Source organism: Saccharothrix deserti, assembly GCF_009769385.1.
Lineage (GTDB): Bacteria > Actinomycetota > Actinomycetes > Mycobacteriales > Pseudonocardiaceae > Actinosynnema > Actinosynnema deserti.
This window is the reverse complement of record NZ_VKAB01000044.1, coordinates 25,766-46,835: the sequence shown is the minus strand read 5'-3', so window position 1 is coordinate 46,835 and position 21,070 is coordinate 25,766. Positions and strand designations below refer to the sequence as shown.

The following is a 21,070-nucleotide window of genomic DNA, read 5'->3' as shown; positions in this document are numbered from 1 at the left end:
ACCATGCGCATCGCTGTCGTGGGAGGCGGTCCCGGGGGGCTGTTCTTCGCCACCCTGATCCGCCGGGCCGACCCGTCGATCGAGGTCACCGTGTTCGAGCGCAACCGGCCGGACGACACCTTCGGCTTCGGCGTCGTCTTCTCCGACCGGACACTGGCCGGTATCCACGAAGCCGACCCGGTGCTGCGCGAGGCGCTGACCGGGCACGGCAGGCACTGGGACGACATCGAGGTGCGGCTCAAGGGCGAACGGATCAGGTGCGGCGGCAACGGGATGGCGGCCGTCGCGCGGCGCACGCTGCTGGCGCTGATGCAAACCCGTGCCCGTGACGTCGGAGCACGGCTGCGGTTCGCCACCGAGGTCGCCCTCGACGACTTGGCGGGCTACGACCTCGTCGTGGCGGCCGACGGCACCGGCTCGAAGATCCGCGACCGGGTGGAGCGCGAAGCCGATCTCGGGGCGGAGGTCGAGACCGCCACGGCCAAGTTCATCTGGTTCGGCACCGACTACCTGTTCGACGGGCTGACGTTCGTGCACGAGCGCGGCCCGGACGGGGTGTTCGCCGTGCACGGCTACCCCATCTCCGACGAGGTGTCGACGTTCATCGTGGAGACCGACGAGGCGTCGTGGCGCCGAGCCGGACTCGACGAGTTCGACGTCGCCCAGCCGCCGGGAGCGAGCGACATCGTCTCCAAGGACTACCTGGAGAAGCTGTTCGCCGACCAGATCGACGGGAAGCGGCTGCTGGTCAACAACTCCCGCTGGGGCAACTTCCGCACCCGCCGCACCCGCCGCTGGCACACCCTGCGGGGAGGCGCCGCACCCGTGGTGTTCCTCGGCGACGCCGTGCACACCGCGCACTTCTCGGTCGGCTCCGGCACGAAGATGGCCATGGAGGACGCGGTGGAGCTGGCCCGTGCGGTCGTCGGATCGCCGTCGGACCTCCCGGCGGCCCTGTCCGCCTACGAGGCGGCGGCGCAGCCCTCGGTGCGGAAGATCCAGGACTCCGCGAGGCCGAGCCTGGCGTGGTGGGAGAACTTCGGGCGGTACCACGACGAGTTGGAGCCGTGGCAGTTCGCCTACCACTTCATGTCCCGCTCGATCACCGACGCCCGGCTGGCCAAGCGGGACCCGGAGTTCGTGGCCGCCGGCCACCGCGCCTGGGTGGACGCCCACGGCGCGGAACCGCTGGAGACACCCTTCGAACGTGCCGGGTGGTCCACCACCGGGAGGTCGGTGTCGTTGTCCACCGACGCGAACGGGGTGCCCGCGGCCGTCCTCGGCGGCGCGGACGATTCGGAACCGCTGCCGCTCGCCGACCAGCCGCGGCGCGGCCCGTGGGGCGCGCTCGTCGTCGCCCCCGATCACGAGGCCGACCTGCCGGAGGTCTTCGCGCGGCTGACCCGCCTCGCCGGACTCGGTGACACCGCACCAGCCCTGGTGGCGGTGCACGGCGGCACGCCGCTGTGCCGCGTGTTGGTCTGCGAGCAGGCCCGTTTGCACGACCGGTTGCCCGCACTGCTCGTGGAACCCGGATCCGACCGCGACCGCGCGTTGACCACCGTGCTGTCCGGTCGCGCCGACCTCGTGGCGGGTGCCGCGTGACCGCCACCGCACCCCGGACCGGCCTCGACGCCGACACCGTTGTGGACGCCGGACGGAACCTCGACGCGTTGTTCGCCCCGAAGGGGATCGCCGTCGTCGGCGCCTCCCGGGACCCGCGCAAGCTGGGTGCGGCCCTGGCCCGGTCGTTGAGCGGCTTCGCCGCGCGCGGCGGGAACCTGGCGCTGGTCAACGGGCGGGACGACACGATGCACGCCTCCGTGCAGGCTGCGGCTCAACACGGCCCCGTGGACCTCGCGATGATCTGCGTCCCGGCGGCCGTCTGCCCGGGGGTGCTCACCGAGGCCGCCCGCGCAGGAGCCCGTGCCGCCGTGATCTGCGGCGGCGGGTTCGCCGAGACCGGCGGACCCGGCATCGCCCTGCAAGAAGAGCTGGCGGCCGTCGTGGCCGAGACCGGGATACGGCTGCTCGGTCCCAACACCAGCGGGTTCCTCGCGCCGCACGCGGGCGTCACCGCCAGCTTCGTGCCGGGCGTGGCCGCCGTCCGGCCCGGCAAGGTCGCGGTCGTCGCGGCCAGCGGTGGCGTCAACCACGCGCTGGCGTTCCTGCTCACCGAAGCCGGACACGGCATCAGCCTCGCGGTGGGTCTCGGCAACGCCGTCGACGTGACCGCTCCCGACGTGCTCGACCACCTCGCCGACGACGCCGGGACAGGAGCTGTCGCGCTGCACGTCGAGTCCGTCGCGAACGGCCCCCGGCTCGTCGCCGCGGTGAGGCGCCTCACCGCACGCCGCCCCGTCGTCGCGCTGGTCGTCGGCCGGCACGACATCGGAGCCTTCGCCGCCTCCCACACGGGTGCGCTGGCCACCTCGTGGCGCACCACCCGCGCCGCGCTGGCCCAGGCCGGGGCTGTGCTGGTCGATGACGAACGCGAACTCGTCGACGCGGTGGGGGCGCTGGCCGTGACCCGTGTCCCGCCCCACCGCGACGCCGGGGTCGGCGTGGTGACCGCCCAAGCGGGCCCGGGCCTGCTCCTGCTGGACGACCTGCGCGGACGCCGCGTCCGCGTCCCCGAACTGACCCCGGCCACACAGGACCGGCTCGGCACCCTGCTCCCGCCGATGACCTACCAGCGCAACCCGGTCGACACCGGCCGTCCGGGGCCCGAGCTCGCCCGGGTGTTCCGCACCGTCGCCGACGACCCCGAGGTCGACGTGATCGCCGCGTACGCGCTGCACGAACCCGACGCCGTCGACGTGGTCGGGGCGGCTCGTGAGGCTCACGACCCCGACGTGCCCATGGTTCTCGGGCTCGGCGGCAGCGGCGAGGACGTCGCGCGTGACCGCCGTGCCCTGCTCGACGCCGGCATCGCCGTCGCGACCGAGCCCAGGGGAGTGGCCGCCGCCATCGGCGCGCTCATCGCGGACGCCCGGTCCCGGAGTCGGGAGGCCGCGACCCACGTCAGTCGGCCCGTTCCCGCCGTGTTCGGCGGTTCCTACGACGAAGACCAGGCCAAACGACTGCTCGACGACCTGGGTGTCCGCACCACCGAGCGCCGTGCCTGCGACAGCAGGGCCGACGCCCACGCCGCGCTCACCGACCTCGGAGGCCCGGTCGCGGTGAAGGTCCTGGACGCCTCGATCCTGCACAAGACCGAGGTGGGCGGCGTCCACCTGGGCGTCGGCACGGTCGAAGACCTCGACGCCGCCCTGGACCGCCTGGACGCCATCGGGGCCGACCGCTACCTGGTGGAGAGGATGGCCGACCCCGGTGTCGACCTCGTGCTCGGAGCCCGCCGTGATCCGGTCTTCGGCCCGATCCTGCTGCTCGGCCTCGGTGGGACCACGGCCGAGGCGCTCGCCGACGTCGCGATCCGCCTCGCACCGCTCAGCCCGGGAGAGGCGGCGGAGATGCCCGCGGAACTCGGCGGGCGCATCCTGCTGGACGGGTGGCGCGGCGGCCCGGTCCTCGACACCACCGAACTCGGACGGGTGGTCGCGGCGCTCGGCGACCTGCTCGTCGCCAATCCCGCCCTCGACGAGATCGAGGTGAACCCGTTGCGGCTCACCTCACGCGGCCTGGTCGCGCTGGACGCCGTCGTCCTCACCCCGCCACGTTCCCAGGGAGGCCACCGATGCCCACCCCCATCAGTGACAACACCGTGCCCTGGCCCGATGCCGAGGTACGGACGTACGTGGCCAAGGGCTATTGGGCCGGGGTGCCGCTCGGCACCCTGCTCCGCGACGTCGCCGACCGCCACCCCGACGTCCCCGCCCTGGTCGACCCGGTCGCCGGGGTTCGGCTGACGCACGCCGAACTGGCCGACCGCGCCGACTCCGCGGCCACCCGCCTGCTCGACCTCGGCCTGCGTCCCGGTGACCGGATCGTGGTCCAACTCGGCAACGGGTGGGAGTTCGTCGTGCTCACCCACGCGTGCCTGCGCGCCGGGGTCGTCCCGGTGATGGCACTTCCGGCGCACCGGCGCGTCGAACTCGCCTACCTGGCACGGCACTCCGAGGCCACGGCGATCGCCGTCCCGGACCGGATGCGCGACTTCGACCACCAGCACCTGGCCCACGAACTCGCCGACGACGTCCGGGCCGTGACCGGCGGCCCCTGGCACGTCCTCGTCGCGGGCTCCGAGATCGCACCCGGCAGCACCGACCTGCGGGCGCTCTGCGGACCGGGCGACGACCCGGCCGCCGACCACGCCCGGCTCGACGCCACCGCTGTCGGCAGCCGGGACGTCGCGGTCTTCCTGCTCTCCGGCGGCACGACCGGCTTGCCCAAGTTGATCGCCCGCACCCACGACGACTACGCGTACAACGCCCGCCGCAGCGCCGAAGTCGCCGGCGTCGGTCCTGACGCGGCCTACCTGGTCAGCCTGCCCGCCGGGCACAACTTCCCGCTCGCCTGCCCGGGCATCCTGGGCACGCTGCTCGCCGGTGGACGGGTCGTCATGCTGCCCTCGCCCGAGCCGGTACGGGCGTTCGCGACCATCGCCGCCGAGGGCGTCACGCACACCGCCGTGGTCCCCGCCGTGGCCGGGCGGTGGCTCGACCACGCGGTCGAGCACGGCGCGGGTGACCTGGAGACCCTGCGCGTGCTGCAGGTCGGCGGGGCGCGGCTCGCCGACGAACTCGCCCGCCGGATCAAGCCGGTCCTCGGCGCCGACCTCCAGCAGGTCTTCGGGATGGCCGAGGGGCTGCTGAACTTCACCCGCCTCGACGACCCCGAAGAAGTCGTGTGCACCACCCAGGGCAGGCCGATGTGCCCCGACGACGAGGTCCGACTCGTCGACGAGTCGGACCACGACGTGCCCGACGGGGAACTCGGCTCCCTGCTCACCCGCGGCCCCTACACGCCCCGCGGGTACTACAAGGCAGCCGAGCAGAACGCCCGGGCGTTCACCGCCGACGGCTGGTACCGCTCCGGCGACATCTGCCGCCGGACCGCGGACGGCAACCTGATCGTCGAGGGCCGGGACAAGGACATGATCAACCGCGGCGGAGAGAAGATCTCGGCCGAAGAGGTCGAGAACCTGGTCTACCAACTCCCCGGCGTCGCCCAGGTGGCCGCCGTCGCGATGCCCGACCCGGACCTGGGAGAGCGAGTCTGCCTCTACGTCGTGCCCCGGCCCGGGGCCACCGTCACGCTCGACGAGATCCGCGGTTCGATGGAGCGGATCGGCATCGCCCGGTTCAAACTCCCCGAGCGCCTGGTCCTGGTCGACGAACTCGCCGCCACCAAGGTCGGCAAGATCGACAAGAAGGCCCTGCGCGCCGACATCGCCGAACGCCTCGACGCCGGGGCACCCGCATGACGGGCCGACACGACTTCGAGGCCACCCTGCCCTGGATGCGCGAAGGCACCGGCACACTGCTGGCCGTCGTCGACGAGCTCACCGACGACGACCTGCGCGCACCCAGCCGGTTGCCCGGCTGGACCCGCGCGCACGTCGTCGGGCACCTCGCCCGCAACGCCGAGGCGTTGACCAGGCTCGCCACGTGGGCCCGTACCGGTGTGGAGTCGCCCATGTACGCCGGTCGCGACCAGCGTGCCCTCGAAATCGAACAGTCCGCCGGGCTGCCCGCGGACGTTCTGCGCTCGGAGGTGGCCGGCACTGCCGTGACGCTCGACAAGGCGCTCGGCGAACTGACCGGCGAACAGTGGAACGCCGAAGTCCGCAGCGCGCTGGGCCGCGCTATCCCCGCCGCCGAGGTGCCCTGGATGCGCATCCGGGAGGTGTGGCTCCACGCGGTCGACCTCGATGCCGGCGTGACCGCCGACGACCTGCCCGCCGGCGTCGTGGACCTGCTCATCGACGACGTGGCCGCCGCGCTCACGGCCAAGGAGGGCTGCCCATCGGTCGACTTGGCGCCTACGGACCGCGCCCGAAGGTGGCACCTGGGTCCCGCGGGTGCCGGGACGACCGGCGCGGCAACGGCTGCCGATATCGCCGGCTGGCTCACCGGCAGGCTCGCCGGCGGTGTCGCCGAATCGGGGGGACGTCCCCCACTGCCGCGCTGGCTGTGAGCCGGGGGAGCGGGCCGTCCGCGTTCCCACCTTCTTCCGAGGTCCCGGCCGGTTCGTGGCCGACCACCGGCGACACCCGCGAGAAGTTGCGGCCGGCGCTGGACAGAGGCCGAGACCGGCCAGGGCCGGGCACCCCGCCGGTGGTCGGCCACGAACCGTGCGCAGACGACATCGAGGACGCTTTGGGAACCTCCCACGTCCACGCCGGGGGAGCCCTGGGGAGGTAGCCTCGGGGTCGGCACGGCGAACGGAGTTGGGGCGATGAACGCGGACCGGGAACCAGTGATCGACGCCGAGATCGTCGAGGACGGGGCGGCCCAGCCCGTCGTGCCGCCCGGTGACTACAGCGAGGACGGCGTACCCACCTTCGAGCACGTCCGTGACCGCATCGAGAGCCGGGTCGCCACCAGCATCGGTGCCGAGGAACTCGCCGACGCCACCCCGGAGGCCAAGGCGGTCGAGGACCAGTTCGAGGCGCGCCGGCAGGCAGGGCTCGACAAGCTCGAAGAAATCCGCCGCTCGATGCGCGGCGACGCCTGAGTGTCGTTGCTCCGGCGGTGTGCTTGCCGAAATGGCGTCCGTGCAAGTCAGGCGGCGTGATCCTGGGCGCGGCGAGGACGCGTTATCCGTTGTTCTCCGACACCCAGTTCCGCACGGCCGGGTTGTACCCGGTCGGCTTGTCGCCGACTTTGACGCCGGCGTTCACCAGCCAGTTCTGGTAGTCCGGTGTGAACATCCTGTACACGGACTCGGGCGGCACCGCGCTCGCTTGGTCGAGTGCGGTCCGCAACTCCTCCGGCAGTTCGAAGTCGAGCGCGGCCATGCCGGCCTCCAGTTGGGCGGCGCTGCTCGCCCCGACGATCGCGGAGGCGATGCCGGGCTGGGTGGCGACCCAGTTGAGCGCGACCTGGGCCATCGTCACGCCGAGCTTGTCGGCGACCTCGTCGATGGTTTTCAGCAGTTGCCATTCCCGTGCGGTCCAAGAGCGGCCGGAGGCTCCAGGGGTGCTGAGCCGCCCCTCACCGGTCGTCCCGTGGTCGGTGTGGCGGTACTTGCCGGTGAGGAAGCCGCCGGCGAGCGGACTCCAGGCGGTGATGCCGAGGCCCAGTTCACGTCCCATCGGAACGTGCTCGACCTCGATCGCTCGCTCGACCAGGGAGTAGGGCAACTGGAGGTTGACGACCGGTGCGAGCGAGTGCGCCTCGGCGAGGGTCTGGGCGCGCGCGGCGTACCAGCTGGGCACGTCGGAAAGGCCGGCGTAGCGGATCTTGCCCGCCCTGGTGAGGTCGTCGAAGGTCCGCATGACCTCCTCGACCGGGGTGAGCCGGTCCCAGGTGTGCAGCAGGAAGAGGTCGACGTAGTCGGTGCGCGGCCGGCGGAGCGACGCTTCGAGGGCCCTGATCATGTGCTTGCGCCCGTTGCCGCCGGCGTTCGGATCGCCGGGGTCGACGCTGTTGGTGAACTTGGTGGTGAGCACCACCCGGTCGCGCACCTTCGCCTCGGCGACGAGCTTGCCGATGATGGTTTCGCTTTCGCCGGCGGTGTAGAAGTCCGCCGTGTCGATGAAGTTGCCGCCGGCATCGAGGTAGCTGCCGAAGATCGGGCGGACTTCGTCCTCGGTCTTGCCGTACGCGGCGTGGAAACCGCCGGTGCCGAAGTTCATCGTGCCCAGGGCCAGTCGACTGACGCGCAGCCCGGAACGTCCCAGCAGGTAATAGTGGTCGAGCGACATGAGGCCACGCTAAGTGCCCGGTGGGAGCCTTCGCGCCTGTCGGATGACGTCATCCGGGTAAGTCGTCACCTGTCGGCGGTGCTGCGGCTGCCGGGGCGGAGTCCGGTTCGAGTCCGATGTGGACGTACCCGGCACCTTCGGCACGGCAACCGTCCTGAGCTGGTGGAACGTCCGACCCCGACAGGGTTTGGGTATCGTCGCGGTGAAGACCCGTGCACGGTCCGTGGGATGGCCGCAGGGTAGGAGTGCCGCACGATGCCGCTGTACGGACGGGAAGCCGAGCTGAAGGACCTGGGCGTGCTCCTGGACGGACCGGGGAACGGCAGCGGCGTCCTCATCCGGGGCGAGCCCGGCATCGGGAAGTCCGCGCTGGTGGCGGAAGCGGTCGCGGCGGCGTCGGTCGCGGGGCTGCACGTGCTGAGGACGACCGGCGTCGAGGCCGAGCAGAACCTGGCCCACTCCGGGCTGCACCAGCTGTTGTTCCCGGTCCGGGCGGGTGTGGACTCCTTGCCGCGCCCCCAACGTGCGGCCCTGCGGACCGCGCTGGGGCTGGAGGACGCGGCGGAACCCAGCGCCTACCTGGTCGGGCTCGCCGCGTTGTCGCTGCTGGCCGAGCGGTCCGAGGGCAGGCCGTTGCTGATCGTCGCGGAAGACGTGCAGTGGCTGGACCGGGCGAGCGCGGACGTCCTCGCCTTCGTGGCCAGGCGGATCGAGTCCGAACCGATCGTCCTGATCGCGACCCTCGCGGACGGCGCGCGGTCGCCGTTGCGCGACGCCGGCCTGTCCTCGATGAACCTCGAACGCCTGTCCGACGAGGTCGCGGCGGAACTGCTCGACTCGGTCGCCCCCGGCCTCACCCCGACGGTCAGGGCACGGGTGCTCGCGGAGGCGGCGGGAAACCCGCTGGCGCTGACCGAGCTGCCATCGGCCGTGACGGGCCTCGACGCGCTCGACCCGGTCCTGCCGCTGACCGAACGCCTCGAACGCACGTTCACCGCCCGGGTCGCGGTCCTGCCCGCGCGGACCCGTGCCGCGCTGCTGGTCGCGGCGCTCAACGAGGGCGGCTCGGTCGCCGAGGCGCTCGCGGCCACGGGCTCGGTGCTGGGAGTCCCGGCCGAACCGGAGGTCCTGACGCCGGCCGTCGACGCCGGGCTGATCGAGCCCGATCCCGGCACGGTGACGTTCCGGCACCCGCTGGTGCGGTCGGCCATCCCGGCGGCGTCGACGCTCGCCGAGCGACGCCGGGCCCACCTGGCACTCGCCGCGACGCTGCGCGAGCAGCCGGACCGGCGGGCCTGGCACCGAGCCGCCGCGACGGCGGGCACCGACGAGCAGGTGGCGGCGGAACTGGAACGCGCCGCGGACCGGGCGCGGCACCGGGGCGGCGTCGCCGCCGCCATCGCGGCGCTGGAACAAGCCGCTCGGCTGAGCGGTGCGACGGGACGGCGGGCGGACCGGTTGCTGCGGGCCGCCGAGTTGGCGGTCGAATCCGGTCGCCGCGAGACGGCCGAACGCCTGGTGCGGCAAGCACAGGCCGGTGAGCTCTCGCCCCGCCGTCGCGCCACCGCGAGCTGGTTGCTCAGCGGGTTCGAAGACGGGGTGCGCGAGGACACCGCACGCACGTCGGAGCTGGCCGGGCTGGCCGAGTCGGTCGCCGCCGACGGGCAGGTCGAACCGGCGATGCGGATCCTGTGGGGTGCGGCGATGCGCTGCTTCTGGTCGGAACCCGGCCCCGAGACCCGCCGTTCGCTGCTGGGTGTGGCGGACCGGCTTCCCGTCCCGGACGACGACCCCCGCATGATCGCGGTCGCCGCGTACGTCGCGCCGTTCGAGCGGGGTGGCGTCGTGCTCGACCGGCTGCGCGAACTCGCCGGCACGACCGGAGCCGACCCGGAAGTCGACCGCTACCTGGGCAGCGCGGCGTTGCAGGTCGGGGCGTTCGACCTGGCCGCCCACTTCGCCGCGGCAGCGGCGCCCGGCCTTCGTGTCCAGGGCAGGCTCGGGTTGCTGACCCGTGCGCTGACCGTCCAGGCGTGGAGCCGGGTCCGCCTCGGTGACGTGGCCGCGGCGGCGCCGGTCGCGGCGGAAGCAGCCGAGTTCGCACAGGAGACCGCGCAGCCGTTCATGTACGGGCTGGCCACGGCGGTCCGGGCCGAGATCGCCGCCTTGCGGGGCGACCACAAGCAGGCCAGGGCACTGGCCGACGAGGCAGAGCGGGTCGGGCTCGCCGCGGGCGCCCGTCCCGTCCTGGCCACCGTCCAGCTCGCGCGCGGGCTCGCCGCGTTGAGCGAGGGCCGCTTCGACGATGCGTTCGCCGACCTGAGCCGGTTGCTCGACCCGACCGACCCCGCCTACCAACTGGCCCTGCGCGCGTACTTCGTCGCGGAACTCACCGATGCGGCCGTGCGTGCAGGGCAGACCGGCGCGATGCGGGACATCCTGCGCGACCTGGAAAGGGCGGCCGCATCGACGCCGTCGCCCGCGCTGCACATCGGATTGCGCTACGCGCGCGCCGTGCTCGCCCCGCACGAGGACGCGGAGGAGCTGTTCACGAACGCGCTGCGGGCCGACCTGACCGCGTGGCCCGCGGAACGCGGGCGCGTCCACCTGGCGTTCGGCGAATGGCTGAGGCGACAGCGCCGGGTGGTGGAATCCCGGAGCCACCTGCGCACGGCGAGGGAGGCGTTCGACGCGCTCGGCATGACCGCGTGGGCCGAGCGGGCCCGGCGGGAACTGCGCACCGCGGGGGAGTCGAGCCCGAACCGGGGACCGGACGCGCGGGACCGACTGACCCCGCACGAGCTCGGCATCGCGCAGCTGGCCGCCGAGGGCCTGACGAACCGGGAGATCGGGCAGCGGCTCTACCTCTCCCACCGCACCGTCGGCACCCACCTGCACCGGATCTTCCCCAAACTGGGCGTGAGCTCCCGTGCCGAGCTCGCGGCGATGCTCAAGGCGCTCGGCGACAAGCCCGCCCGATAGCGGTCAGCCGACGGAGACCTGCACCGCCGATGACCTACACCGGCAGCGTCATCCGACAGGCGCGGAAGCCTCCAGCGGCTGCCTAACGTCGGCATCGTTGCCGAGACTTCCGCACAGGAGTTCAGATGATCAGCAGGAGACGATTCACGCGGGCGTTGGCGGCGGGCGTGGCGGCGACATCGCTGACCGCCTGCTCGTCGAACGCCCCCGCCGGGAACGCTCCGGTCGCCGTGCCGACCGAAGAGGCGGATCTCCGGGCCGGGTCGGGCGAGAACACTTCACTCGGCCCCGTCAAACAGATCGACGCCGGCGTGCTGAACACGGCGTACGCCGAATTCGGTCCCAGCAACGGCCGGCCGGTGCTGCTGCTGCACGGCTGGCCCTACGACCCGAACAGCTACGCCGACGTCGGGCCTCTGCTGGCCGCCGACGGGTACCGGGTGATCGTCCCGTTCCTGCGCGGGTACGGCCCGACCACGTTCCTGTCCGCGCAGACGGTCCGCAACGGACAGCAGTCGGCGGTAGCGCAGGACATCATCGCGCTCATGGACGCGCTCGGGATCGACGAGGCGGTCCTCGGCGGGTTCGACTGGGGCGCGCGGACCGTCGCGGTCATCGCCGCGCTCTGGCCGGAACGCTGCAAGGCGATTGTCCCGGTGAGCGGGTACCTGGTCACGAACATCGAGGCGAACCGGCAGCCGTTGGCCCCGGCGGCCGAGCTGGGCTGGTGGTACCAGTACTACTTCGCGACCGAACGCGGGGTTCTCGGCTACCACCGGAACCGGCACGACTTCAACAGGTTGATCTGGCGGACCGCGTCGCCGCGGTGGAACTTCGACGACGCCACGTACGCGCGGACCGCGGCGTCCTTCGACAACCCCGATCACGTCGACATCGTCATCCACAACTACCGTTGGCGCCTGGGCTTGGCGCCGGGGGAGACGCAGTACGAGAAATACGAACAGGTACTCGCCACCGCACCGGCCATCTCCGTGCCGGCGATCACGATCGGCAGCGACTTCGACGGCGAAGCGGCGAGCGGGACGTCCTATCGCGCCAAGTTCACCGGGAAGTACGACCACCGGGTGTTCGCGGGCATCGGCCACAACGTCCCGCAGGAAGCACCGCGGCCCTTCGCCCAGGCGATCGTGGACGCCGACCGACTCTGAAGTGGACGAGCCTGAGCCCGCCGCTCGCGTGCGGCGGGCTCAGACCATCCGGAGGGTGTCAGGCGACGGTGGCGTCCAAGGTGACCTCGATGTTGCCTCGGGTCGCCTTCGAGTACGGGCACACCTGGTGCGCGCCGTCGACCAGTTCGTCGGCGGTCGCCTGGTCGATACCGGACGCCTCCAAGTGCAGCACGGCGCTGAGCTTGAACTCGCCGGCGTCGGTGTCGTGGTGCAGGGTGATCTCCGCGACCACGGCGAGGTCGTTCAAGGGCACCTTCTTCGCGCTCGCGACGCGGCGCACCGCGCCGACGAAGCAGGACGCCCAGCCCGCGGCGAACAGCTGCTCCGGGTTCGTGCCGTCACCGTTGCCACCGAATGCCTTCGGGACGGCGAGGGCGAGGTCGAGCACGCCGTCGTCAGAGGTCGCCCGCCCCCCGTTGCGGCCCTCCGCCGTGGAGGTGGCTACCGCGGTGTAAGTGGTTTCAGGCATGGATTTCCTTCTCGATCTCGGGATGTCGTGGGATTCGGCACCACGTTAAGAACCCCGGGAAAGCCGCGGCGACCGTCGGACGACGTCATGGGTGTACGTCACCGGATCGCCGACATCGGATCGACGCGGACCTCGGTGCCCCGCCACCGCGAGCGCAGCCGGCGGTCATGACTGGCGAGCACGATCGCGCCCGGCCCGGGGCCCAGTGCGTCCTCCAGTTCGTCGCACAGCGCGGGGGACAGGTGGTTGGTCGGCTCGTCCAGCAGCAACAGCTCAGGAGGATCCGCCACGACCAACGCCAGCGCGAGCCGTCGCCGCTGACCCACCGACAGGTCCCCGACGGGCTTGTCCACATCCCACTCGTGCAGCAGCCCCAGTGAAAGCAGCGGAACGGACTCCGCTCGCTCCGCGCCCAGCACCGATTCGTACGTCTCCCACGCGGTGCGTCCGGGCCGGTCGAATCGGGTGTCCTGGCTCAGCAGGCCGACTCGGAGCCCGGAGCGCCGTCGTACGCCGCCCGGTTCGAGCCGGCCCGCCAGCACGAGCAGCAGGGTGGACTTGCCCGCGCCGTTGGGCCCGGTGACGAGCAACCGTCCCGTGGCGGGCACGTCGAGGCGATCGACCGCGAGCCGCCCGGGCACGTGGACGTCGCGCAGGGACACCAGGATCTCGTCGGGCGCCTGGTCCGCGAGGGCGTCCGGGAGGAAGCGCAGTGGCCTCGGGGGCGCGGGGACCTGCCGGCGTTCCAGCTCCTCGATCCGGCGCGTGGTGTGGCGCACACGGCGCGCGATCTGGTTCTGCACCCTGCCGGCCCGGTGCCCGTAGCCCATCTTCTCGTTGTCGCGCTGGGGACGGTTCGGTGCGACCTGGTGTGTCGTCACGCCGAGCGATTCGCGCAGGGCGGCCGAGTCCGGTGAGGACGGCCTCCGCCCGCCGGTCGGCGTCCCAGGCCTCGTGGTGCTGCGCGCGTTCGAGGCGCTCGGCGTACTCGGTGAGGAGTTCCGCGTCATCCGGGAAGTCGGCGAGCAGGCCGGCGAGCCGGTCCAGTTCGGCCAGGTCATCGCGTGCGCCGGCCAGCGCGTCGTCGAGCACGTCGGCGACGGTGGCCAGCGGGTCGAACGACATCTCCTGGTGCAGGTAGCCGAGGTCCGGTGGCCGCTCGACGCTGCCGCGGTCGGGTTGGTCCACGCCCGCGAGCAACCGCAGCAGTGTGGACTTCCCGGCGCCGTTCTCGCCGATCAGGCCGATCCGACGGCCCGGAGACGCGGTGAGCGAGACCCCGTCGAGGACGCGCCGACCACCCAGGACGCGCACGAGGTCGTGTGCGAGCAGAGCTGCTTCAGCCATGTCGGTCCCCCGCTCAGCCGGCTGCGGCCGTCTCCAGCAGTCGGCCGTCTTCGAGCCGGAGCCGGCGGTCGATCCCGATCTCGGTGAGGAACCGTTCGTCGTGGCTGACGACGACGAACGCGCCCTGGTAAGCGTTGAGCGCGCGTTCCAGTTGCCCTGCGCTGACCAGGTCGAGGTTGTTCGTGGGTTCGTCCAGCAGCAGCAGTTGTGGTGCCGGTTCGGCGAACAGGACGCAGGCCAGCGTGGCGCGCAGCCGTTCCCCACCGGACAGGACGCCGACCGGGAGGTGCGCCCGGGATCCGCGGAACAGGAAGCGTGCGAGCAGGTTCATCCGCTGCGCCGGCGGCATCGCCGGTGCGAATGCCGCCAGGTTCTCGGCGACCGTGAGGGCGCCGTCCAGCAGGTCCAGGCGCTGCGACAGGTAGGCGATCCGGCCGTCGGCCCGCTTGACGTCGCCGCCGCGGGGTTCCAGGTCGCCGTGGACGATCCGCAGCAGGGTGGACTTGCCGACGCCGTTGGAGCCGGTGAGCGCGATCCGCTCGGGGCCGCGGATCACCAGGTCCGCGCCCTCGTCCGCGAACAGTTCCCGCTCGCCGTAGCCCGCCAGCAGGCGTTCGCCCAGGAAGAGCGTCCGTCCGGCGGGGACCGCGGTCTGCGGCAGCTCCAGGTTGATCCTCTGCTCGTCCCGCAGCGCCCGCTCGGCCTCGTCCAGCTTGGCCTTCGCCGCGCTGACCCGCGCCGCGTGCGTCCCGCTCGCCTTGCCGGCCGACTCCTGCGCGTTGCGCTTCATGGTCCCGGCGAAAATCCTGGGCAGCCCCGCGTTGCCGAGGTTGCGCGCGGCGTTGCTCGCCCTGCGCGCGGCCCGTTCGCGAGCCTGCTGCATCTCCCGTTTCTCGCGCTTGAGCTCCTGCTCGACGTTGCGGACGTTCTTCTCGGCGACCTCCCGCGCGGCCTCGACCGCCTGCTCGTACTCGGTGAAGTTCCCGCCGTGGTAGCGGACTTCGCCGCTCTCGATCTCGGCGATGCGGTCCACGCGGTCGAGCAGGGCGCGGTCGTGGCTGACCACGAGCAGGCAGCCGTGCCAGTCGTCGAGCACGTCGTAGAGCCTGTGGCGTGCGTCGAGATCCAGGTTGTTGGTCGGCTCGTCCAGCAACAGCACGTCCGGCCGTTTGAGCAGCTGGGCCGCCAAGCCCAGGGAGACGACCTGGCCACCGCTGAGCGTGTGCAGGGGACGGTCGAGGCCGATGTCGCCGAGACCCAGCCGGTCCAGTTGGGCGCGCGTGCGTTCTTCGATGTCCCAGTCGTTCCCGATCGTGGTGAAGTGCTCTTCGTCGACATCGCCGGACTCGACGGCCGCCAAGGCACGCAGGATTGCGGCGATCCCGAGGACTTCGGCGACGGTCGGCTCACCGGTCAGCGGCAGGTCCTGCGGGAGGTAGCCGAGCACACCGTCGACCGTGACGCTTCCCGCCGACGGCCGCAGCTCGCCGGCGATCAGCTTGAGCAGGGTCGTCTTCCCGGCCCCGTTGGGCGCGACGAGACCGGTGCGGCCGGTCGGGACGGTGAAGGACAGCCCGTCGAACACCGGGGTGTCATCGGGCCAGGAAAAGGACAGGCCGGAAACGACGACGCAGCTTTCAGACATGAGTGAGACCTCAGGCGTGATGCGGGCAGAACTGTGCCCAGCAGGGAAAAATTGTTGGACGACTAAGACGGCCACAGCGGCAACGCCGATGGCCTGTCACATCCGGGACTCACCCGGAGATGTCGTCTTCACCCGCCACGTCGAGTCTCCCTCAAACGGCTCTCCGCTTACACGGTAGCAGGCACCACCAACCGCCGCCGAGCCGTCACCGCCCGCACCTCGACCATCGAGCACCAGGACCCGGACCCTGTCCTGGGCCGTCGAGCAGCAGCGCGTCGACACCGCGCGCCACGAGTGCCTCGCCGAGACTGTGGAAGTCCATGGCCCAGCCCTCGATGCCGCCGATGACGACGGCCGAGGCGACCGCGTTGCCGCCGGCGGGGGCGAGCCACCCCGCCAGAGGACCGTGGTCGGTGTCGATCGTGACGCGCTCGCGGTCACCGCGCAGTTCGGCGGCCTGCGCGTACAGCTCGGCGGCCTTGGCGAAGATCTCCCGCCGTTCGGTGGTGTCGGACAGCATCATCATCTGGCTCATGCGCAGCAGTGCGGACGCACGGCGCAGGTAGGCGATCCGTGTGGCCGCCCCGGCGGTCTCCGGGGCGGCCTCGACGCGGCGCAGGCACGCGTCCGCCAGCTCGGTGGCGGCCGAGCGCCAATCCTGCCCGCCGAGCACGCGGGCACGCAGCTCGACGGCGTCCGCGTAGTCGACGCCGTAACCGGTGGTGCCCTCAAGCGAGAACTGGCGCAGCGCGGCCTGCGATTCGACCGGGAGCGTCGACGTGACGTCCTCCGTTTCGGCGCGGCGGCCGACGAATTCGCGGACCACGACCGAAGTCAAGCCTTCGACGACGCCCTGCTGTGATGGCATTCCTGTTACTCCTCTTCGAGGGTTTCCGGTCGGGGTGCGGCGGTAGGCCCGGCGGCTAGCCGGCGAACCGCGGCAGCATGAGTCGCGAGTGCTCGTGCAGGGATTCCGCCCAGTTGTCCTGGGCGACGTGGGCGACATAGCCGTCGGGCCGCACCAGGATCTGCGCGGACCCTTGGATTCCGTAGGCGCGCTTGAGCCCGGGAGCGGCGCCGGCCGGGATCGCCACGGTCTCCAGGCGCGCGCCCCGATCCGGCCAGTTGACCAGGTCGAGGGCGTCGATCGCGGGCTGCCTGACGGCGAGCAGCGTGAAGTGCGGTCTGCGGAACACGTCGAAGAGCCGGCCGGACCGACCGCGGGTGTCGGTGTACCGGGCGTCGGGCGCGCGGTCGCCGGCGCGGACGCCCTTCTGCTGAGGGTCGCTGTCGGGGGCGAGTGGGCCGCCGCGGTAGGTGAGCGCGAGCTGCCGTTCCTCGTCACCGCGCTTGACCGCCGTCAGGTGTCGGTTGCTCACACCGGCGTACAACTCGCTGGAGAGGCCGAGCACCCGGGCGGCGATCGGCTGCCGCTCGGCCTCGTAGCTGTCGAGCAGGGCGTCCGGTGCCCCGGCCAGGACCTGGGCCAGCTTCCAGCCGAGGTTGTACGCGTCCTGCACGCCGGTGTTCAGGCCCTGCGCGCCGGCGGGCGGGTGGACGTGGGCGGCGTCGCCGGCGAGGAACACGTTCCCGGACCGGTAGCGCTCGGCCAAGCGGGTGTTCGGGTTCCAGACCGAGGCCCAGTGGATCTCGTGCACCTGGAGCCCGGGCCGGCCCACGACCTCCTGGACGAGGCGGTCGACCGCCTCCTGGCCCAGGTCGGCCTCCTCGTCGGGGCGCAGCTTGAGCATGAGCTGGAACTTGTCGCCGTCGGGGAGGGGGCACAGCGCCATGAAACGGCCCGCTTTGCGGGGCCAGACGTGCCACCGGTTGCGGGACAGGCCGCTGAGGTCGACGTCGGCGACGATCGCCCGGTCGTTCTCGTCGGTCGAGCCGACGAAGTCGATCCCGGCGGCGCGACGCACGGCGCTGGAGCCGCCGTCGGTGCCCACGAGGAAGCGGGTGCGGACCAGCTCGGTGCCGCCCGGCTCTTCGAGCGTCGCGATGATCCCGTCGGAATCCTCCTCGAAGGAGACCAGCCGGGTCCCGTCCTCCACCGTTGCGCCGAGTTCCGCGAGGCGTCGTCGGAGGGAGGCGTCGGTCTCGTACTGGGGGACGAGCATGGTGTCGGGGTGGGGCACGTTCTCGGTCGGCTTGTGGTGCTTGTACATCACCCAGGGCAGGGTGAACGGGCCGATGTGGAGGCCGAGTAACGGGTACCTCGACCCGCGGGGCCGGAGTTCGGGAAGGACGCCGAGGTCGTCGAGCACTTCGAGGGTTCTCGGCTGGACACCCTTGGCCCGGGAGCCCTCGAAGCCGTGGTCCGCGGCGTTGACGACGCGGAAGCTGATCCCGCGGCGGCGCAGGTCGCAGGCCAGTGTCAGCCCGGTCGGCCCGGCGCCTACCACGAGCACGTCGATGTGCTTGTCCATTGTTTGTCACCTCAGGAGTGGGACGCCTCAGGAGTGGGACGCCTCAGGAGTGGAACGTCGAGGGGGGAGCAGTGCCGCCTCCCGGACCGGTGTTGAAACCGTAATTATGGCTACAGTGTATCCGGAATGACGTGATCGGCACAACGGAACCGGAAGGCGGTCGCCGGCCGGCCGGGCACGGGCACCGTTATTGATCGAGGAAAGGTCAGGCGAGCATGCGTCTCCGTCAGCTCGAGTACTTCGTCGCGATCTGCGAGTACGGCTCCTTCAGCGCGGCGGCGGATCAGCTGCTGGTGGCGCAGCCCTCGTTGTCGCAGCAGATCAGGGCGCTGGAGCGGGAACTGGGCACCGAACTCCTCGAACGCGGACGCCTCGGTGTCGCGCTCACCGCCGCCGGTCGGGTCTTCCTGCCCAGGGCGCAGGCGGTGATCGCGGCGGCCGACGAAGCGCGCAGATCGGTGGCCGACCTGGTGAGCGGGCGCGAGGGGGAGTTGCACGTCCTGACCATCCGGTCGGTGGCTTCGGGTGCCCTGCCCGCGGGCATCGTGCGCTGGCACGATCAGTACCCCGGCACGGTGTTGCGGCTGCACGACTACTCCCACCGCCGGGACCTGGAGGCGGCGATGCGTGCGGGGCGCGGCGACCTGGCGATCGGACCTCGACCGGGGGACTGGGACGGGGAGGTCGTGTCGCTCGGCTTCGGCTGGCCGGTCGTGACGACCTGCCGGCCGACGCCCTGATCCGCTAGATCCCGGCACGGTTCCGCGTCAGTGGGGGATCGACGTGTGGTGCGAGGCGAGCGGGTCGATCCCGAAGTCCCCGCTCGGGTCCCGCCACACCGAGTGCGCGTGGTTGGCACCGCGTTGGGTGTTGTCGTACTCGATGAGCAGGCGCGGTGCGGTGAGCCGGTAGTAGTGGGGCTCGCCCGGTGCGACGTCGCCGGCCCAGCCGAAGTGCACGACGTCGAGGTTGCTTTCGTCGAGGTAGTGCCGGCGGTGGGCGTCGGCGACCGGGGTGGGGGAGCGGTCGGTGTATGCCGCCAGCAGTTCGCGGAGCAGCCCGCGCTGTTCCGCCGTCATCTCGCCGGCGGCGACCCCCTGGGGTTCGTGCGCGAGGGCCATCACCGCGTGGTCCTCTTCGGTGTAGCCGGAGCCGGTCTCGGCGATGTCGTCGATCCGGTCGACCAGCGCGGCGAGTCGCGGCGTGGGCAGAGGTCCGCGGAACAGGTCCGGCATGTGCATCATCCGGTCACCCGGGCCGATGCGGGCGCGGTTGCCCGAGACGATGTCGGAGATCGCGCGGGGGTGCAGGAGGGCCTGTGCCCGAGCTGGTCCCGGGAGTGAACTCATCAACGTGCGCGCGAGGTCTTCGGTCCCGCCGAGCGGGCGCAGCGTCCCGGCGAGCAATGGCGATGACGCCGGGTCTGCGCCCAGGAACGACGGCGTCGCCGCCGCGATCCGCCCGTCGCGGATCAGCAGGTTCACCGACAGGTGGTGGCCGCCGAACCGCCACCCCCGGCTCGGTTCACCGGGTCGCCCGAAGATGCGCACCCAGTACAGCCCCGGGTCGCGCCCGCGTTCGCGGCCCCAGTCGGCCTGCCACCCGTCGACCTCGTCGAGGACGTTCTCCAGGCCCATCACGGTGCAGGCGGTGACGTAGGCCTGTCGCGTGAGGCCGCCGGCCAGCAGTTGCATGGCGAGGCTCTGCTGCCGGGGCGAGAGTTCGCGCAGCGGCACCCCGCCGTGGTCGGTGGGGGTGTAGAACCACCGGACCCGCTCGGCCTCGACGGTCGCGTCGTCGAGAGGTGCCCACAGCGCGCGGGCGTGCAACTCCGGTGTGAGCGAGTCGAGGAAGTCGGTCGCGAGGCGGGTCATGTCGCCGACGAGCGCCCGCTCCGTGTCGTGCGGTCCGGCCTGTGCCGCGGGACCGGTGCCTTGCACGTCCACCTCAGCCCTCCCGGTCGAGCGACGGCGATGTGTCCGGATCCGCGATGTCGAGCATGACCTTGATGGCGCCGCCGCGGCGCTCGGCGTAGGTGTCGAACGCCTCGGATATCTCTTCGAGCGGGAAGTGGTGGGTGACCAGGCTGTCGGTGGCGAGCCGGCCCCGGCTCGCCAGCGAGACGGCGCGAACGACCGACCGCGGGCCTTCGCCGCGCACGGCGTGCAGCGTGATGCCGTTCATCACCGCGTGGTTGAGGTCGGCGGTGACGGGCTGCTCGAAGAACCCGACCAGGACGACGGCGCCACCGCGCCTGGTCAGCCTCAACGCGTCGTCGACGGCCGAGGGAGCCCCGGAACACTCCAGTACGACGTCGACCCCGTGCCCGTCGGTGACGGCCCGGACCCGTGCGACGAGGTCGTCCTCGTGTGCGTTCAGGACGAGGTCGGCCCCGAAGGTCCCGCCGAGCTTGAGTCGGGATTCCCGGGTCCCGGTCAGGGCGACGAGTTCCGCGCCGAGTTGTCTGGCGACTTGGACGGCGAGCAGGCCGATCGGTCCCGGGCCGATGACGGCGACCCGTGCGCCGACGAGCAGGTCGCGCAGGACGTCGAACGCGTGGATGACGGTGCCCACGGTCGTCAGGACGACACCGGCGTCGAAGCTGACCTGGTCGGGCAGGCGGTGCAGGGTCGAGACGTGGTTCAGGGCGTACTCCGCGAACCCGCCGTTGACGGTCATGCCCTGGGTTCGCTGTCCCTTGGTCGGGATGCCGTAGTTCAGGCAGTCGGTGTAGGACCCGCGCAGGCAGGTGGCGCACCGCATGCAGCCGCGGTGCGCCTCGGCCACCACCCGATCGCCCACTCGGAGTTCGTCCACTGTGGAACCGACGGCCACTGCGACGCCGGCGTACTCGTGACCTGGCACGAAGGTGCCGACCGGCGGGCCGCCGTTCTTGAAGAACGCCCGGCTGCGGATCTTGAGGTCGGTTCCGCACAGGGAAGCGCGGTGCACTTGCACCAGCACGTCCTCGGGACCAGGCTCCGGCACGGGCAGATCGCGTACGCGGATCCGGCCCGGCCCGGCGAGCACGGCGGCCCGCATCACGTCCGGGATCACGGTCATCACAAGGTCCTCACTGTCGTGGCAGCAGCCTCCTCAGCGTGCGTGCCACGCGGTCGCGGTGTCCAAGACCATTCACGGCTCGCGGCCATAGCCGCTCTCTATACGTGGCCG

16 protein-coding genes and 1 pseudogene are annotated in these 21,070 nt (G+C 71.9%); 8 read left to right on the top strand and 9 right to left on the bottom strand.

The window, feature by feature from the left end; genetic code table 11:
- The first annotated feature begins 3 nt into the window (after positions 1-3).
- From FM051_RS42005 to FM051_RS41985, 5 genes are all read left to right on the top strand, one after another.
- Entirely contained in the window at positions 4-1,605 is a 1,602-nt protein-coding gene (locus tag FM051_RS42005; RefSeq protein WP_158852683.1) for an FAD-dependent monooxygenase, read from the top strand.
- A complete protein-coding gene (locus tag FM051_RS42000) occupies positions 1,602-3,869 on the top strand; it encodes an acetate--CoA ligase family protein (RefSeq protein WP_238413032.1) in 2,268 nt (755 codons plus the stop codon). Before FM051_RS42005 ends, FM051_RS42000 begins: the two co-directional genes overlap by 4 nt.
- Positions 3,758-5,386: a (2,3-dihydroxybenzoyl)adenylate synthase gene (locus FM051_RS41995; protein WP_238413031.1), complete on the top strand. Its 1,629-nt coding sequence runs from the start codon at positions 3,758-3,760 to the stop codon at positions 5,384-5,386. Before FM051_RS42000 ends, FM051_RS41995 begins: the two co-directional genes overlap by 112 nt.
- Complete coding sequence (locus FM051_RS41990; protein ID WP_158852681.1) at positions 5,383-6,099, top strand: maleylpyruvate isomerase family mycothiol-dependent enzyme; 717 nt, start codon at positions 5,383-5,385, stop codon at positions 6,097-6,099. Before FM051_RS41995 ends, FM051_RS41990 begins: the two co-directional genes overlap by 4 nt.
- 261 nt (positions 6,100-6,360) lie before the next feature.
- Positions 6,361-6,639, top strand: a complete 279-nt coding sequence (locus FM051_RS41985) for a hypothetical protein (protein WP_158852680.1) — start codon at positions 6,361-6,363, stop codon at positions 6,637-6,639.
- A gap of 82 nt (positions 6,640-6,721) precedes the next feature.
- On the opposite strand, the gene FM051_RS41980 is transcribed toward FM051_RS41985, so the two are convergent.
- Positions 6,722-7,831, bottom strand: coding sequence for an aldo/keto reductase (locus FM051_RS41980; RefSeq protein ID WP_158852679.1), 1,110 nt, complete (start codon positions 7,829-7,831; stop codon positions 6,722-6,724).
- Between the two features lie 255 nt (positions 7,832-8,086).
- On the opposite strand from FM051_RS41980, the gene FM051_RS41975 reads away from it, so the two are divergent.
- On the top strand, positions 8,087-10,813 hold the full coding sequence (locus FM051_RS41975) for an ATP-binding protein (protein WP_158852678.1): 2,727 nt from the start codon (positions 8,087-8,089) through the stop codon (positions 10,811-10,813).
- Positions 10,814-10,938: 125 nt separating this feature from the next.
- Positions 10,939-11,982, top strand: coding sequence for an alpha/beta fold hydrolase (locus FM051_RS41970; RefSeq protein WP_158852677.1), 1,044 nt, complete (start codon positions 10,939-10,941; stop codon positions 11,980-11,982).
- A gap of 58 nt (positions 11,983-12,040) precedes the next feature.
- Here the strand turns inward: FM051_RS41970 and FM051_RS41965 are convergent, their stop codons facing one another.
- The 6 genes and pseudogenes from FM051_RS41965 to FM051_RS41945 form a co-directional block, all read right to left on the bottom strand.
- A complete protein-coding gene (locus tag FM051_RS41965) occupies positions 12,041-12,472 on the bottom strand; it encodes an organic hydroperoxide resistance protein (RefSeq protein WP_158852676.1) in 432 nt (143 codons plus the stop codon).
- A gap of 98 nt (positions 12,473-12,570) precedes the next feature.
- Complete coding sequence (locus tag FM051_RS53780; RefSeq protein ID WP_338019525.1) at positions 12,571-13,302, bottom strand: ATP-binding cassette domain-containing protein; 732 nt, start codon at positions 13,300-13,302, stop codon at positions 12,571-12,573.
- Between the two features lie 187 nt (positions 13,303-13,489).
- Positions 13,490-13,819: pseudogene (locus FM051_RS53775) on the bottom strand (ATP-binding cassette domain-containing protein); the annotation flags it as partial.
- Positions 13,820-13,832: 13 nt separating this feature from the next.
- Positions 13,833-15,464, bottom strand: a complete 1,632-nt coding sequence (gene abc-f / locus FM051_RS41955) for a ribosomal protection-like ABC-F family protein (RefSeq protein WP_158852675.1) — start codon at positions 15,462-15,464, stop codon at positions 13,833-13,835.
- A gap of 205 nt (positions 15,465-15,669) precedes the next feature.
- Positions 15,670-16,332 carry a hypothetical protein gene (locus FM051_RS41950; RefSeq protein WP_158852674.1) on the bottom strand — a complete coding sequence of 221 codons (663 nt, stop codon included), beginning with the start codon at positions 16,330-16,332 and terminating at the stop codon, positions 15,670-15,672.
- Between the two features lie 55 nt (positions 16,333-16,387).
- The gene (locus tag FM051_RS41945; RefSeq protein WP_158852673.1) at positions 16,388-17,896 is read right to left on the bottom strand and encodes an FAD-dependent monooxygenase; all 1,509 of its coding nucleotides are present in this window, start codon (positions 17,894-17,896) and stop codon (positions 16,388-16,390) included.
- Positions 17,897-18,111: 215 nt separating this feature from the next.
- Here FM051_RS41945 and FM051_RS41940 point away from each other — a divergent pair, with 215 nt between their 5' ends.
- Positions 18,112-18,636: a LysR family transcriptional regulator gene (locus FM051_RS41940; protein ID WP_158852672.1), complete on the top strand. Its 525-nt coding sequence runs from the start codon at positions 18,112-18,114 to the stop codon at positions 18,634-18,636.
- 27 nt (positions 18,637-18,663) lie between these two features.
- Here the strand turns inward: FM051_RS41940 and FM051_RS41935 are convergent, their stop codons facing one another.
- A complete protein-coding gene (locus FM051_RS41935; RefSeq protein WP_202919315.1) occupies positions 18,664-19,842 on the bottom strand; it encodes a DUF3500 domain-containing protein in 1,179 nt (392 codons plus the stop codon).
- A 1-nt stretch (position 19,843) separates the two neighbouring features.
- Complete coding sequence (locus FM051_RS41930) at positions 19,844-20,959, bottom strand: zinc-dependent alcohol dehydrogenase (RefSeq protein WP_158852671.1); 1,116 nt, start codon at positions 20,957-20,959, stop codon at positions 19,844-19,846.
- Between the last annotated feature and the right edge of the window lie 111 nt (positions 20,960-21,070).

Bases quoted from the DNA above. Each gene is read 5' to 3' on its own strand.
- FM051_RS41970 (WP_158852677.1), top strand. From the start codon at position 10,939: ATGATCAGCAGGAGACGATTCACGCGGGCGTTGGCGGCGGGCGTGGCG.
- FM051_RS41990 (WP_158852681.1), top strand. From the start codon at position 5,383: ATGACGGGCCGACACGACTTCGAGGCCACCCTGCCCTGGATGCGCGAA.
- abc-f (WP_158852675.1), bottom strand. From the start codon at position 15,464: ATGTCTGAAAGCTGCGTCGTCGTTTCCGGCCTGTCCTTTTCCTGGCCC.
- FM051_RS41980 (WP_158852679.1), bottom strand. From the start codon at position 7,831: ATGTCGCTCGACCACTATTACCTGCTGGGACGTTCCGGGCTGCGCGTC.
- FM051_RS53780 (WP_338019525.1), bottom strand. From the start codon at position 13,302: ATGGGCTACGGGCACCGGGCCGGCAGGGTGCAGAACCAGATCGCGCGC.
- FM051_RS41950 (WP_158852674.1), bottom strand. From the start codon at position 16,332: ATGCCATCACAGCAGGGCGTCGTCGAAGGCTTGACTTCGGTCGTGGTC.
- FM051_RS42005 (WP_158852683.1), top strand. From the start codon at position 4: ATGCGCATCGCTGTCGTGGGAGGCGGTCCCGGGGGGCTGTTCTTCGCC.
- FM051_RS41965 (WP_158852676.1), bottom strand. From the start codon at position 12,472: ATGCCTGAAACCACTTACACCGCGGTAGCCACCTCCACGGCGGAGGGC.
- FM051_RS41945 (WP_158852673.1), bottom strand. From the start codon at position 17,896: ATGGACAAGCACATCGACGTGCTCGTGGTAGGCGCCGGGCCGACCGGG.
- FM051_RS41930 (WP_158852671.1), bottom strand. From the start codon at position 20,959: ATGACCGTGATCCCGGACGTGATGCGGGCCGCCGTGCTCGCCGGGCCG.
- FM051_RS41940 (WP_158852672.1), top strand. From the start codon at position 18,112: ATGCGTCTCCGTCAGCTCGAGTACTTCGTCGCGATCTGCGAGTACGGC.
- FM051_RS41985 (WP_158852680.1), top strand. From the start codon at position 6,361: ATGAACGCGGACCGGGAACCAGTGATCGACGCCGAGATCGTCGAGGAC.
- FM051_RS41975 (WP_158852678.1), top strand. From the start codon at position 8,087: ATGCCGCTGTACGGACGGGAAGCCGAGCTGAAGGACCTGGGCGTGCTC.